Below are 14,874 nucleotides of genomic sequence, written 5' to 3'. Positions count from 1 at the left end.
CTTTGTCTCAGGTTGAATCTTCTACCGCCACGCCGCGCCATCAATACTCACCACGCCATCGTGTGTGGCTATTGATATGGAGCTTGGTACGTCTGGTTATCGTGCTGCCACTCTGGCTGTTTGGTTTAATCGCAGTACTGCTGGGTACAGCGTTATCTCCCTGGGGAACAGGGGTACTGTTTTCTCAGGGGGAACAGCGCGGCTATTTTTCATTTGAACATCAGGATGGCGCGCTTCTCGATCAATTCACGCTACAAGGCTTTCACCTTGAGCTAGGCAATATCAGGGTAGTCATTGATGACCTGGAGCTTGCCTGGGCCGATGACTGCGTGCTTTCAGGGCGACTGTGTCTGGATACCCTGCAGGTTGATGGGGCAGACATTCGTTTAAGCGCCAGCGATACACCTGAAGAGCCGCCCCAGGATTCGGGTGATCCCTTCAGGCTGCATTTGCCTTTTCCCATTGAGCTGCGTTCTGTCCGTCTAGACAATGTCGATGTTCAGCTTGCGGATGGAACGCATATCAACTGGGTATCGTTTGAATCCTCGGCCACCGCTGAACAAAGTCAGGTGGCGTTAGCACCGACTCGCCTCGATCAGCTAAGCGTTTATTTACCGCCATCGCCTGGCGTACAGCTCACTCAGGATACGCAGACGCCGTTAACCGCTGAAGGGATTGATGGTGCTATTTCCATTACCCAGCCCCAAGAAGATGCGTCACAAGCAGTTCCTGTCAACGAGCGTTTAGCCGCGCGCGAGCCGATTACCTTACCTGAGATAGTACTGCCGGTTGATGTAGAGGTTAGCGACCTGACCGTCACCGATGTAAATTTTGAAGGTGCCTTCGAATACTCTATTGAGCGGCTACAGCTAGCGGGCAGCACCCAGGAAAGCCAAGTGGCAATCGACACCTTCGAAGTAGTGACTGACGATGTTCAGGCAACGCTTGTGGGTAACGCTAACCTGACGGGCAATTATCCGTTAGAAGCGCAGTTAAATGCTGAGCTGTTTTTGCCCGAGTTATTCCCCGCGTTAAGTGGCGAAACGCTTGTGCTCGACCTCTCCGGGCCACTCAATAACCTGCAGGCTGAGCTGAATGCTGCAGGCGTGGTAGCTGCCTCTCTTAATGCGCAAATAGATGCCTTGGCACCGGATTTACCCTTTCAGGTTCGCTTACAAAGCGAGCGCTTACAATGGCCGCTAACGGAGGAGCCACAGACGGAGGGCGAAAACACCAATGAACCCTACGTGGTGGAAGCGGTTGACCTGACGGTTGCGGGTAGCCTGGAAGCCTACCGTGCCGAGGTCAGCCTTCAGGCACAAGGGCCACAGTTGCCGCCTACCCAGATAACGCTTAACGGCGATGGCGACTTTAGCCATTTCCGCTGGGCCCCTTTAGCGCTACAAGTCGAGGAAAGCACGCTGCGTAGTGAAGGGCGCATCGATTGGCTGGCTCCTCTAACCATTGATACCCGCATACGCCTTGATCGATTTGATCCGGCCCACTTTGTTGATCAGATGGACGGCAATTTAACCGGCGATATTGATCTGAACGTGCGCCAGCTAGGTGATCTGTGGTCCGTTAGCATTGCGGATATCGACATTGAAGGTGAGCTGCGCGATTACCCATTAACGCTGCAGGCAGCGCTTGACGCTAACAGCAATTTAGAAGTGGATATCCACGAGCTGTTATTCACTCAGGGGAATAACCGCCTTCAAGCGTCAGGGCAGCTTAGCGAGCAGACAATGTCATTAAATGCCGACATAGACCTGCGGGAGTTAAGTACCTTATCGCCTGACTTGGCGGGTACTTTAACCGGCAATCTACAGGCAAGCGGTAGCTTCGAGCAGCCAGCGCTGCTTGCCGATCTATCGGGGCGCGACCTGCGCTTTGCGGATAACCGCGTAGAACGGCTATCGATGAATGCCAATGTGCAGGGGCTTGAAGACCCAAGGCTAGATATTCAGCTTGGCCTGCAGGAAATTCTTGCAGGCGGCCAACGGCTATCCTCTGCCGACCTGAATTTGACAGGGCGGCTGTCTCAACACCGTCTGGAAGTGAATGTGCAGGGACAGCCTGATAGCCCCCTTAGCCGAGCCCTATTAGCGCTGGACGGGCGATTCAATCAACAGGGTCAGCAGTATCAAGGCCGGCTAACTCCTCTGGAAATTGACTCAGAAGCGGGCAATATTCGTCTGGAGGCGCCGCTTGATTTGAGTTACAACCTGGCTAATGGGCAGGCACGCCTGTCGCCTTTCTGCTTACGGCGTGAAGAGGGCGGTCTGGTCTGCTCTCAGGAACCGATCAATGCTTCCCCCGACCAGGGGCGTGCGGTATTAACCGTACGCGAAGTGCCTATGGAGATGCTCGAACCTTTCTTACCTGAAGAGTGGTCGTTCGAGGGGGATACAACGGCGGACATGGTCGTTGATTGGCGCCAAGGAGGCGCACGCTGGCAGGCCGATGTTCAAGTGCTTAGTGAGCTTGCGATTACCGCGATCAACGATTATGGGCAGCCTGTTCAACTGCCGGTTATTAATCTGGATGCAAACCTTCAGGCGAACCAGGCACAGGCGGATACCAACATAGTCCTATCGTTCTCTGAAGCGGGCGATTTAAGGCTTAACCTGTCGCTCAATGACCCGCTTGGACGAGGCACGTTAGATGGCGAGCTGCTAGCCAACAATCTCTCTCTTGCCCCTTATCGTCCTATGGTCGTGAGCATGGATAGTCTTGAGGGTGAACTAAACGGCCGAGTGCAGATTGGCGGCACCACCAGCCAGCCGGATTTGCAGGGCACGTTGGCACTACGTGGGTTGCGCGTTCACGGCCCCGATATTCCTGTTGATGTACGCGATGGCGAGTTAGCCCTCTCGTTTGATGGTGAGCAAGGGGATATTAATGGCTTCGTGGCGGCCGAGCGTGGCCGACTGAACATTACCGGGGACGCCTATTGGCCCGGCGCGGACGACTGGCGGATTGGGATCGACTTGAACGCCACGCAAGAGCCGTTACTGTTGGTATTGCCCCAGTTTGGCCGATTAGAGGCCGCACCGGATATTCGAGTACGCATTACGCCAGAACTACTCCAGGTGCGGGGTAATGTCGACTTACCCTGGGCGCGGCTCGAGATTGGCTCAAAGTCCTCCTCTGCGATTGAACCCAGCTCGGATGAAATCATTATTACCGAGCGCGAGGATCGCGAAGCTGAAGAAGAAGCGCGGCGCGTGGCTGAAAATGGCGGGCCAAGTGCCGCCGATGAGTTAGCTCAAGCGGGTATGGAGCTAGATGTTCTGATCACCTTGACGCTGGGCAGAGACATGCTAATTTCGGCCTATGGGCTTGAATCAGGCTTGGGTGGCACGCTGGAAATCCGCCAAGACAGCGGCGGGCTTCAGCTGTTTGGCGATGTAAATCTCGTTGATGGCCGTTTCCAGGCCTTTGGCCAGGACCTATTGATCCGACGCGGCCAGCTACTGTTTAGCGGCCCGCCGTCGCTGCCATCTCTTGATTTCGAAGCTATCCGTAATCCGGACGTGACCGCAGACGATGTCATTGCAGGACTACGCGTAACGGGTAGCGCTGAAGAACCCAACGTGACGATTTTCTCGGAGCCTTCAATGCCTGAAAACCAGGCCCTCTCGTATCTATTAAGAGGTCGAGCATCAGATTCCAGCGGCGGTATGGACAGTGCCCTGACCACAGCCTTGATTGGCATGTCACTGGGCCGCACGGGTGGAGCTGTTGGCTCCATTGGTGAAGCGTTTGGTATCGATGACCTGGCACTGGATACGACCGGTGTAGGGGATGACAGTCAGGTAGCCTTGAGTGGTCAACTATCCGATGATCTGCGTATTAGCTATGGGGTGGGAATTTTCTCACCGATTGCCGAACTAACGTTACGTTATACGCTATGGCGTAATCTATATGTACAGGCTGTGTCAGGTGCTAATCAGGCGGTGGATTTGATTTACACCTTCTCCCGCCAAGGCAACCCTGTAATTTATAAGCAGCAATAGAGAGACTGACATGACGCAATTAAACGATGGTAAAGGCGCAGAAACAGAACGTACAACGCCCGTCGAAACCAGTGAGCACCATACTATCAATGGTCACTCACTACATGCGCCTTATCCTGAAAACCATGAAGAAATCGTACTGGGGATGGGGTGTTTCTGGGGTGTTGAGCGTCTTTTCTGGAAGCAGCCCGGTGTTTACGTTACAGCTGCAGGCTATGCGGGCGGTACTATCCAGCATCCCACTTACCAGGAAGTTTGTTCCGGGCGAACTGGGCATGCTGAGGTTGTCCGCGTGATCTATGACCCAAGCAAAGTGGCCATTGAAACCTTGCTTCAGGTGTTTTGGGAGCAGCACGATCCCACTCAGGGAAATCGTCAGGGCAATGATATTGGCTCACAGTATCGCTCGGTGATTTATACGACCACCGATGAGCAGCTAACCGCAGCGATGCAGAGCGCAGAAGCTTATCAAAGTGCTTTGAGTAAAGTAGGCCGGGGAGCAATCACCACGGACATCGAACCGCTGGATACGTTTTATTTTGCAGAAACGTACCATCAGCAATATCTCGATAAAAATCCGAACGGCTATTGTGGTTTGAAGGGCACTGGGGTGGTTTGCCCTATTGGTGGGTAACCGCTCAAATACAGTCAAATAAAGGCGACTATGCTGCTGAGCCATAGTACTTACTTAAATACAGTACTACTTAGCTATAAGTGCTGCTTAGCCATAGTCGCCTGGTGCTTAATCGCCAGACTGTATGCGATCGATACGGTAAAGCGTTTCTACCTGATCTAAGCCAGTGACCGTACATTTAAGGTCTTTTACACGACCATCGCTTAAACCATAGACCCAGCCGTGCACGGAAATGGACTGGCCACGCTGCCAGGCCCGCTGCAAAATTTTAGTACGGCATAAGCTGTTAACCTGTGCTTTAACGTTGAGTTCGCACATACGGTCTATTTGATCATCCAGGGGAAGATGTCCAAGTGTGTTTCGATGCTGGTTGTATTGCTCACGCACCGAATGTAGCCAGTAATCAACCACACCGCACTCGCCGCCTGTTACTGCCGCTCTAATTCCGCCGCAGCCGTAGTGACCGACAATCATAATATGACTTACTTTGAGTACATCAACGGCATACTGAACGACAGAAAGCGCGTTCATATCAGTATGATGCAAAAGGTTGGCAACATTACGGTGAACGAAGACTTCACCGGGGGGGAGTGCAATAATCTGATTAGCGGGAACCCGGCTATCAGAGCAGCCTATCCACAAATAATCAGGATTTTGCTGATCTGAAAGGCGCTTAAAATACTCGGGATCCTCTTCGCACATGCGTTCAGCCCAGGCACGATTATTGTCGAGAAGCGTCGAAATAGAATCAGACATTGAATCTCCGTTTCATTACATCGTCAGGTTAAGGCGAAATGCAAGTAAGTGGAGAAGGTTTTAACCTTCCCTGCGACGAAGGTCAATAAGCGGGCGCAGCTAAGCGTTTAATGCGTATAAAAACTTATTAGGAGCAGATAATGGTAGCCGATTCTGAATATGAGTATGACCTGCTAGTGATCGGTGCAGGATCAGGCGGCGTGCGTGCTGCCCGTACCGCAGCTGCGACAGGCGCTAAGGTCGCTATCGTAGAAGACCGCTATCTAGGCGGCACCTGCGTCAATGTAGGCTGTGTCCCCAAGAAGCTTTATGCCTATGCGGCCCATTTTCACGACAGCTTCGACGACGCCGCAGGATTTGGCTGGAGCCTTTCAGAACCTGCTACGTTTGACTGGGCCACGTTAAGAGATAATAAAACTAGTGAAATTAAGCGCTTAAACGGAATTTATCAGCGCATGCTTGAAGGAGCAGACGTCACACTTTTCAATGCCCGCGCACAGCTGGTTGACGGCCATACGGCGGCATTGAAAGATGAAAATGGCGTTACTCATATCACGGCGAATAAAATTTTGCTGGCGACAGGCGGTTGGCCATGGGTGCCCGATTTTCCAGGTAACGAGCATGCGCTGGACTCAAACCAGGTGTTTGATTTAGAAAAATTTCCAAAACGTTTCCTGGTGTTGGGCGGTGGGTATATCGCGGTTGAATTTGCAAGTATCTTTAACGGCTTAGGTAGCGAAACCCATCTAATCTATCGTGGTGATCTATTTTTAAAGCAGTTTGACCACGAGGTGCGCGAGTTCACCCGTAACGAAATGGACAAAAAGGGGGTCAACCTTCATTTTAATGCCAATATCGAGCGTATCGAGGCCACGGGATCCAGCTATAACGTCCACCTGACCACCGGTGAAGTGTTAGAGGTGGATGCGGTACTGGCAGCCACGGGGCGTGTAGCCAACGTTCAAGGGCTGGGCACGGAAGAGCTGGGAATTTGTTTGGATGGAGACGGAAAAATTCCCGTCAATGAGCGCTATGAAACGTTAGTGCCATCTATTTTAGCGCTAGGCGACTTAACTGCCGGCCCTGAATTAACGCCTGTCGCTCTTGCTGAAGCCATGCAACTGGTTGATTACCATTTTAAAGATAAGCAGCCAACTCCTCTTGATTACGCTACGGTACCTACTGCTGTCTTTTGTCATCCTAATATCGGCACAGTAGGGCTCAGTGAAGAGGGAGCACGGCAAAAACTGGCCAAGATTCGGGTTTATTCCACTGAGTTTCGAGCGCTGAAACATACCCTCTCGGGAAGTCAGGAACGCACGCTTATGAAACTCATTGTGGATGATGAGACCGATCGAGTCGTCGGTGTCCATATGGTAGGAGATGAAGCGGGGGAAATTATGCAGGGTATTGCCATTGCTGTTAGAGCAGGTCTTACCAAGCGTGACTTTGACTTAACTATTGGCATCCACCCGACCGGGGCCGAAGAATTTGTCACCATGAGAACAGTGACTCGACATTGACCCCCCTTTTTTTCTAACTTTTCAAAAAGAAGTGTTTAAAAAAGCGAGCCAGCATCAGGCTCGCTTTTTTTATGCCTCACCTTTTGCAAAGTCAGACTAAACTCATATTGTCTCATTACGCAGACCACCACTTAGGGCACCAAGAGCGGCTTAAATGAGCCAACTATAATCAAAAATTATGGAAAATAGGGCGGTGGATAATATGATTTTTGAATTGTTAATAATCAGTTGTTATAATGGGCATCAAATTCGCTACAGCGAAGCATAACTATGAATACGCCAATACAGCCTTTTACATCGTCATCTGAGCTTGCACGCCCCACGGTAGCCGATGCAGTGGTTGGTTTTTCTGAAACACCGCTGTTTATCCGTAAGCCGAATGCCGAAGATGGTTGGGGAGTATATGAATTAGTGAAAGCGTGTCCTCCTCTGGACGTCAATTCTGCTTACGCTTACTTATTACTTGCGACGCAATTCCGTGATACATGCGCCGTTGCCACTAACGAAGAGGGCGAAATTGTCGGGTTTGTTTCTGGTTACGTAAAAGATAACGCCCCAGACACTTATTTTCTGTGGCAGGTGGCAGTAGGTGAAAAGGCCCGCGGCACCGGACTTGCTCGCCGCTTGGTTGAAGCCATCCTGTCACGCCCTGAACTCACTAACGTTCATCATCTTGAAACCACGATTACGCCTGACAACCTGGCATCCTGGGGCTTGTTTCGCCGCTTAGCAGCTCGCTGGCATGCGCCGCTTAATAGCAGAGAATATTTCTCTACCGAACAGCTGGGTGGAGAACATGATCCGGAGAACCTGGTTCGCATCGGCCCATTTCAGGCTGATCACATCTAATCTGCACTATCGCTGCATTATCTCGTCACACTCTTGCCAGCTTAATGATCACAAGGAGGTCGCTAATGAAGACTCAAACACTTGAACGTATGGAATCTAATGTTCGTACCTATTCACGTTCATTTCCTGTTGTGTTTACCAAAGCGCAAAATGCTCGTTTAACCGACGAAAACGGTCGTGAATATATCGACTTTTTGGCGGGTGCCGGAACGCTTAATTACGGCCATAACAACCCGCATCTCAAGCAAGCCATGATTGATTACCTATCCAGCGACGGCATTGTTCATGGCCTGGATATGTGGACGGCAGCAAAACGGGAATATCTCGAAACATTAGAAGAACTCATTTTTAAACCGCGCGGGCTGGATTATAAAGTTCATCTGCCAGGCCCAACGGGCACGAACGCCGTTGAAGCAGCTATTCGTCTGGCACGTGTTGCCAAAGGCCGTCACAATATTGTGACTTTCACCAATGGTTTCCACGGTGTGACCATGGGTGCATTGGCAACGACAGGTAACCGTAAATTCCGTGAAGCAACCGGCGGTATTCCTACTCAGGGCGCAAGCTTTTTACCTTTCGATGGTTACATGGGTGAGCATGCCGATACGCTTGATTATTTTGAAAAATTACTCTGTGACCAATCAGGTGGACTGGATATCCCGGCAGGCGTCATTGTTGAAACCGTGCAAGGCGAGGGCGGTATTAACGTGGCAGGTCTGGACTGGTTGAAACGCCTTGAAAGCATTTGCCGCGAACACGATATCCTATTGATCGTGGATGATATCCAGGCCGGCTGTGGCCGTACTGGGAAGTTTTTCAGTTTTGAACATGCGGGTATCAAGCCTGACATCGTGACTAATTCTAAGTCTCTCTCAGGGTTTGGTTTGCCATTTGCCCATGTATTGATACGCCCAGAGCTCGATATGTGGAAACCGGGTCAATATAACGGCACCTTCCGTGGCTTTAACCTTGCCATGGTAACGGCGACCGCAGCGCTTAAAAAATATTGGTCTAACGATACGTTTGAGCGCGATATTCAGCGCAAAGCGCGTATTGTAGAAGAGCGTTTCCAGAAGCTGGCAACTCTGTTATCGGAAAACGGTATGCCAGCTACCGAGCGCGGACGCGGCTTGATGCGCGGTATCGACGTTGTCTCAGGTGATCTTGCCGATAAAATCACCAGCGAAGCGTTTGAAAACGGCTTGATTATTGAAACGAGTGGCCAGGGCGGCGAAGTCGTTAAATGTCTTTGCCCGTTAACCATTACCGATGAAGACCTGCTTGAAGCGCTGGATATCCTGGAAGCGGCTGTCAAAACGGTTATTAATAGGTAATTTGACGCAGTCTTACGTATCACCCTAACGAAAAACTCAGCGGCTGGTACTGCCAGCCGTTCAGGGATGGAGTAAATTATGATTGTTCGTAATCTAGAAGAAGCGCGCAAAACTGATCGTCTGGTAACCGCTGAAAACGGCAACTGGGACAGCACGCGTCTAGTACTTGCTGAAGACAACGCGGGTTTTTCTTTTCACATCACGCGCATTTTTCCAGGTACTGAAACCCATATTCAGTACAAACATCACTATGAAGCGGTTTTTTGCTATGAAGGCGAAGGTGAAGTAGAAACCCTGGCCGATGGCAAAATTTGGCCCATTAAAGCAGGCGATATCTACCTGCTGGATCAGCATGACGAGCACCTACTGCGCGGTAAAGAAAAAGGCATGACCGTTGCCTGCGTATTTACTCCCGCGCTGTCAGGTAAAGAAGTGCACCGCGAAGACGGCTCCTACGCACCAGCTGATGAATAAGCACTGATACACAGCCTTTAGTGCTTGGACATATGTCCTTGGAAAGCAGCCTTGCTCAAGCAGGCTGCTTTTTAATGTCTATGTACCTGACCCAATTCAGGGGTTAGAGGCGGCCTTCAACCTAGATACTGAGGATGGACGCTTAATAGCTGCTTAAAACATATAGCTTAGAGCGTAGATGTTTCATAGCATGGATAAAAATTGATTAAGCGCTACACCTGATAAAATCTATTATCTTGCTGATTATATTGAATTAGAGACGTTGCTTGCTTAAACCAGTGAGTCTCAAGTAGGCTGCGGGTTCTGTGCGCTTCACAAAGATCTTTCAGGTGTTCGCATAATATATATTATGTTAAATATGGTGTTCATTATCACGCAATATACTTTTACTCTATTAGTGTCGGATCACTATTCTCTGGCGGGTCTTTTATAACCATTATGACGAGCTTGCTAATGCGCCATAACTGACACGAGCTCGACCAGCCTGCTTCGCTTTGTACAATTGCTTATCCGCTTCCGCCAACAGCGCTTGTTGCTCCATGCTGCTGTCTGGGATAACCGATGCCACAGTCACATGCTGCGCTACCTCCGAGCCCATATGTTCAAGCTTTAATGCTTGCACGCTTGCCTCAATACGCTCTGCAACATGTAAAGCCCCCGCCAAATCTGTTTTAGGCAACAGGCACGCAAACTCTTCACCACCATAACGCGCTATCAAATCATACGGCCGGAAGGATACACCGATTAGAGCTTCAGCTACCTGCTGCAAGCAATTATCGCCCTTCAAGTGTCCATAAAGATCGTTGTAACGCTTAAAATAGTCGACATCAATCATGATCACCGACAGCGTATATTGCTCCCTCAGGCACTGGCGCCAATCTCGATTTAGCTGTTCGTCAAACATGCGCCTGTTAGCGACACCTGTTAAGCCATCGATCAATGCAAACGAGCGCAAGATGTCACTTTGCCGCTTGAGCGTTAGGTGCGTATTGACCCGTGCTTTGACAATAACGGGGTTGATCGGCTTGACGATAAAATCAACCGCTCCAAGTTCGAGACCCAACACTTCATCCTCTACCGCGCCTAGAGCCGTTACAAAAATAATGGCGATATCGCGTGTTCCAGGGTCGGCTTTGAGTCTACGACAGACCTCATGGCCATCCAGGCCGTCCATATAAACGTCAAGCAGAATCAAATCCGGTGCTATCGTTTGGCACATATCTAGGGCTTGAGCCCCATCCGTGGCCATGAATACCTCACACTCCTCACGAAACAGCTCATACAACACCATAATATTAATGCGCTGGTCATCGACCAGCAGTAATTTAGGCTTGTTTTTTGAAACGGCTTGCCACTGTTGCACTAATCGTCCCTCAGTTTGAATGCAGCAGGTCATGACCTGCGAGTAGCGCTGCCGCAAAATCCAGAGATCTTACCAGATCAAGAAAAGCATCGTACTCACTCCGCATAGCCTGTGGAGTGAGTCCCTGAAGCGATTCACTCTTTTCGATCGCTTGCAGGCTGCCTACCTCTAAAAGCTGCAATATAGCTCGCAGTGCTTCATGCCACTGCTCAATGGATAAGTCTGCACTGTCTTCATTCACTGGTACAAATGCCGTGGATGCCATTACCGGAAGGTCAAACATCGCCCTCAACATACCGTCACTGGCCTGTAACAGCGTAAATAGATGATCAGTATCGACATCATTCTGGTTCAGTCCTTGCGATTGTTTGCTGGACTCGGTATTTCGTAAATCTTGCTCCAGGGCTCCTACGCGATCTGCAAACGCCGTGGCGCCCATCGTTGCGGAACTGCCCTTGATAGCATGCAATAAGCTGATAGCGCCTACCCTATCGCCCTGCTCAAAGGCTTCTTTCAGGCGCCCAAGCTGCTTGGTTTGCTCGTCCGCGAATTTTCCCAACATAGTACGAATCAGCTTGTAGTTACCGCCAAAGCGACGACTGATCGAAGATTCCGGCTCGACAATAGTATTAATCGATTCGGTTGGAGGTGGCGGTACTTCTGCACCGGCCACTTCCTGTGTTGTATGGCTTAATAGCGTGGCAATCAGTCGCTCGAGGTCAACCGGCTTGCTGAGATGATCATCCATACCCGCAGCGTAACATGCTTGCTTGTCTTGCTCCGACGCATTGGCCGTCATGGCAATGATCTTTACACCACCTTGGTCGCCGTCAGCGCGAATTAGACGGGTAGCTTCCAATCCGTCAATATCAGGCATTTGGATATCCATTAATACCGCATCAAAAGCGGGGGCAGACTTGGTGGCTAACGTCACACCCTCAAGCCCTCCCTCTGCGAGAGTTACTTCAGCACCTTCTTGGGTTAATAGCTCAAAGGCGACCTCGCGATTTAACATATTGTCCTCAACAACCAAAAAGCGCAGTCCTTCTAAGCGCTTTGGAAGCAATGACCGCATGTTGGAGGCAGTGGGCTGCGGCATACTTGGCGATATAAGCGCATTGTTGATCGAATTAATCAATTGTTGGGGGGTGACAGGCTTGCTAAGAACGTCGACAAAGGGAGCATCACCCAACTGCTGTGAATCAGATAGTACTTCCTGGCCGCAAGCAGTGATCATAATGATGGGCGGTTTTTTTTGCAGACTTTGCTGATGTATTTTGCGTGCTGCGCTTAAGCCATCCAGTTCAGGCATACGCCAATCCATCAGTATGATGTCATAGTCATTGCCGCCACGCTGCATTTGCTGAACGCGATCCACGGCTTGTCGGCCATCGCGGACAAGATCCACCTGCCACCCCATAGACTGAGTCATGCGTACTAACAGCTCACCGGCCACTTCATTATCATCAACAACCAGCAGATGCTTAGCGTGGTCTGCTCCCGGTAGCAAGGTGCCTAACGGCGGTTCTTGAGCAATGCGCATATTGATATCAAACCAAAAGCAACTGCCTATCCCGACTTGGCTGCTGACCTGTAGCTCTCCTCCCATTAATTCGATAAGCCGCTGCGATATCACCAGGCCCAACCCCGTGCCGCCAAAACGTCTGCTGATAGACGCCTCAGCTTGGGTAAAGCCATCGAAGATACGCTTGAGATGTTCAGGGCTAATGCCAATTCCGCTGTCAATCACTTCAACGCGTAAGCGCACCTCCTCTGACTGCCGGTGCCGTTGTCCGACCTTGACAACTACATGACCGTGTTGCGTAAACTTCAGCGCATTGCCCGCTAGGTTGACTAACACTTGCTGTAAGCGCAGTCCATCACCATATAATGCGCTGGGCAATTGAGGGTCGATATCGAACATGACCTCAACGTCTTTTCCTGAAAGATTACCCGCAAGAATAATGGCTAAGTCACGCATCAGGTTTTCAAGATCAACAACATGTATATCCAGCTGCAGCTTTCCAGCGTCGATCTTTGAGTAGTCGAGAATATCGTTGAGTAATCCCAGTAGCGACTTTGCCGCCGACTCGGCTTTGCTGATGTAGTCAAGCTGGCGGGTATTCAGCTCGGTGTTCTGAACAAGCTGAAGCATTCCCAACACTGCATTCATAGGGGTGCGAATTTCATGGCTCATATTCGCTACAAATGATGATTTGGCTGCGCTAGCGGCATCCGCTTGTTCCTTCGCATGCTGCAGGCGTGTTTGCAACTCAAGCTGGGCAGTTATATCACGGTTGATACCTGTCACTCTTATTGGTGTACCGTGCTCATCGCGCTCGACCTGTGCACCTGCCTGCACCGTGCACAGGGTGCCATCAGGGCGTATCACCCGAAAAACAGGATTATACGCCTCCCCTTTTTCTAGCAGGCTCTGTAGCTTGCTGTCGGCCATATCCATATCGTCTGGATGGATGCGCTCATGCCAGTGTTGATAGCTTAAGTCTGAAGGTACCTCGTTCGACGATAGCCCATAGAGTTGGAACATACGTGCATTCCAGCTGAGTGAATTATCGGCCATGTCCCAAGACCAAATCCCCAATTCCGCCGCATCGGCGGCCATAAGCAGTTGGTCACGCGCCGATGAGACTGCACTTTCGGACGCTTTTTGTGTCGTCAAATCTACAGCGATGCTGAGATAACCGTTGATGTCTCCATGATCGTCATACATAGCGGTAATAGAGACCGAAACCGGTAAAGGAACGCCGCCTTTACAACAGTAAGTCCATTCGCGCGTGTCGGCGCCGTGCCGTTCAGCCTCATGTACTAATACGCAAAATCCGTTCACCGTGCATCCATACTGGGATGCCAATTCATTGGCACGAAGTGCCATTTCTGCCTCTGTATGGAAATCAATCAAATTGTGCTGATCAATCACATCAGCTGCTTCGTAGCCTAATATGCGCTCAGCACCGGTATTAAAAACTTTAATGACACCAAGCAAGTCCGTGGCAATAATTGCCACCTCTGAAGCTGAGCTCAGTACGCTGCCTAATAGCACGTTGAGCTGAAGCAGTTCAGATGTACGTTGTGCTACCTGGGCCTCTAGGCTGCTATTCAGCTTATGAATCTGTGCATCAGCGGCGACTCTTTCTGAAATATCTCTAACAGTTTTTGCCCCTCCGATAACACGACCTTCTGAATTGAAAATAGGTGACATGGTGACTGAAACTGAAATGAGCGTTCCGTTTTTGTGCTGTCGCTGTGTTTCAAAGGCTGATGTCGACTTTCCAGCCTGAATGCAAGCAAGTACGTTTTCCTCCTCAGCTAATTTTTGTTCAGGCATAATCAGATGGCCAATACGCTGTCCCAAAGTCTCTTTGGTGCTGTAGCCAAATAATTCTTCAGCCCCTTTATTCCAGCTGGTGACTTTGCCATTACGGTCCATTCCAATGATGCCGTCGGCCGAACTCTCGACAATTGCCGCAAGTTTTGCCTGTTCAGCGATAATGCTGCGTCGTCGTTTACGACTGATGTTGAGGGCGCCCATCAGGGCCGCCATAAGCATGGAAAACAACACCCCGATACTTAATACCAGAAGCGGAGAGAGCTGATTAAGCTCACGGATAAACGGTGGATGGGCTTCGAACCGAAGCTGCCATCTTCGTCCATACACATCTCGTTCGACCGTACGTGAAAGCACGATATCGTTAGGGTTTTCATCGCCACTGGAATAAAACTCAACGCTCTTTTCAGGATCGGTAACATCTTGCAATTTAAGGCTAATAGCTTGCTCGGGTGGCCGCAGCCCGTTGAGTACGGCATCAATGCTCAGCGCTGCATAGCGGTGATTTTCAACCCAGTTGTCCAAATGGCTGCCTCTAAGCAGCCTGTTTATTACGCTCAACTTCCTGCAGCTTGC

General features: G+C 50.4%; 9 protein-coding genes. 6 read left to right on the top strand and 3 right to left on the bottom strand.

Going from position 1 to position 14,874, the window contains the following annotated elements; translation table 11 throughout:
- The first annotated feature begins 2 nt into the window (after nucleotides 1-2).
- Together tamB and msrA are read left to right on the top strand one after the other, a co-directional pair.
- Nucleotides 3-4,019, top strand: coding sequence for an autotransporter assembly complex protein TamB (tamB, locus tag INT33_RS11635; RefSeq protein WP_193091962.1), 4,017 nt, complete (start codon nucleotides 3-5; stop codon nucleotides 4,017-4,019).
- A gap of 10 nt (nucleotides 4,020-4,029) precedes the next feature.
- A complete protein-coding gene (gene msrA / locus INT33_RS11630) occupies nucleotides 4,030-4,653 on the top strand; it encodes a peptide-methionine (S)-S-oxide reductase MsrA (RefSeq protein ID WP_193091961.1) in 624 nt (207 codons plus the stop codon).
- A gap of 108 nt (nucleotides 4,654-4,761) precedes the next feature.
- Here the strand turns inward: msrA and can are convergent, their stop codons facing one another.
- Nucleotides 4,762-5,409: a carbonate dehydratase gene (gene can, locus INT33_RS11625; protein ID WP_192539010.1), complete on the bottom strand. Its 648-nt coding sequence runs from the start codon at nucleotides 5,407-5,409 to the stop codon at nucleotides 4,762-4,764.
- Between the two features lie 140 nt (nucleotides 5,410-5,549).
- Between can and gorA the strand changes: the two genes are divergently transcribed.
- The 4 genes from gorA to INT33_RS11605 all read left to right on the top strand — a co-directional run bounded on the left by gorA (nucleotide 5,550) and on the right by INT33_RS11605 (nucleotide 9,589).
- A complete protein-coding gene (gene gorA, locus INT33_RS11620; RefSeq protein ID WP_192539011.1) occupies nucleotides 5,550-6,932 on the top strand; it encodes a glutathione-disulfide reductase in 1,383 nt (460 codons plus the stop codon).
- A gap of 270 nt (nucleotides 6,933-7,202) precedes the next feature.
- Nucleotides 7,203-7,781, top strand: a complete 579-nt coding sequence (gene ectA / locus INT33_RS11615; protein ID WP_192539012.1) for a diaminobutyrate acetyltransferase — start codon at nucleotides 7,203-7,205, stop codon at nucleotides 7,779-7,781.
- A gap of 65 nt (nucleotides 7,782-7,846) precedes the next feature.
- Nucleotides 7,847-9,115 (top strand): diaminobutyrate--2-oxoglutarate transaminase, encoded by a 1,269-nt coding sequence (ectB, locus tag INT33_RS11610; protein WP_193091960.1) that lies wholly within the window; start codon nucleotides 7,847-7,849, stop codon nucleotides 9,113-9,115.
- Nucleotides 9,116-9,193: 78 nt separating this feature from the next.
- The gene (locus tag INT33_RS11605) at nucleotides 9,194-9,589 is read left to right on the top strand and encodes an ectoine synthase (RefSeq protein ID WP_192539014.1); all 396 of its coding nucleotides are present in this window, start codon (nucleotides 9,194-9,196) and stop codon (nucleotides 9,587-9,589) included.
- A 436-nt stretch (nucleotides 9,590-10,025) separates the two neighbouring features.
- Here the strand turns inward: INT33_RS11605 and INT33_RS11600 are convergent, their stop codons facing one another.
- A complete protein-coding gene (locus INT33_RS11600; protein ID WP_319643927.1) occupies nucleotides 10,026-10,952 on the bottom strand; it encodes a diguanylate cyclase in 927 nt (308 codons plus the stop codon).
- Nucleotides 10,953-10,962: 10 nt separating this feature from the next.
- Entirely contained in the window at nucleotides 10,963-14,502 is a 3,540-nt protein-coding gene (locus tag INT33_RS11595) for a PAS domain S-box protein (RefSeq protein ID WP_193091959.1), read from the bottom strand.
- Nucleotides 14,503-14,874: the final 372 nt, after the last annotated feature.

The sequence above is a fragment of the Halomonas colorata genome (assembly GCF_014897985.1).
Classification (GTDB): domain Bacteria; phylum Pseudomonadota; class Gammaproteobacteria; order Pseudomonadales; family Halomonadaceae; genus Vreelandella; species Vreelandella colorata.
Note: the sequence above shows the minus strand (reverse complement) of the source record. Positions and strands in the feature narration are given on the sequence as shown.

Excerpts from the sequence above, each read along its gene's own strand:
- gorA (WP_192539011.1), top strand. The coding sequence starts at position 5,550 with ATGGTAGCCGATTCTGAATATGAGTATGACCTGCTAGTGATCGGTGCA.
- INT33_RS11605 (WP_192539014.1), top strand. The coding sequence starts at position 9,194 with ATGATTGTTCGTAATCTAGAAGAAGCGCGCAAAACTGATCGTCTGGTA.
- can (WP_192539010.1), bottom strand. The coding sequence starts at position 5,409 with ATGTCTGATTCTATTTCGACGCTTCTCGACAATAATCGTGCCTGGGCT.
- msrA (WP_193091961.1), top strand. The coding sequence starts at position 4,030 with ATGACGCAATTAAACGATGGTAAAGGCGCAGAAACAGAACGTACAACG.
- INT33_RS11595 (WP_193091959.1), bottom strand. The coding sequence starts at position 14,502 with ATGGGCGCCCTCAACATCAGTCGTAAACGACGACGCAGCATTATCGCT.
- ectB (WP_193091960.1), top strand. The coding sequence starts at position 7,847 with ATGAAGACTCAAACACTTGAACGTATGGAATCTAATGTTCGTACCTAT.
- ectA (WP_192539012.1), top strand. The coding sequence starts at position 7,203 with ATGAATACGCCAATACAGCCTTTTACATCGTCATCTGAGCTTGCACGC.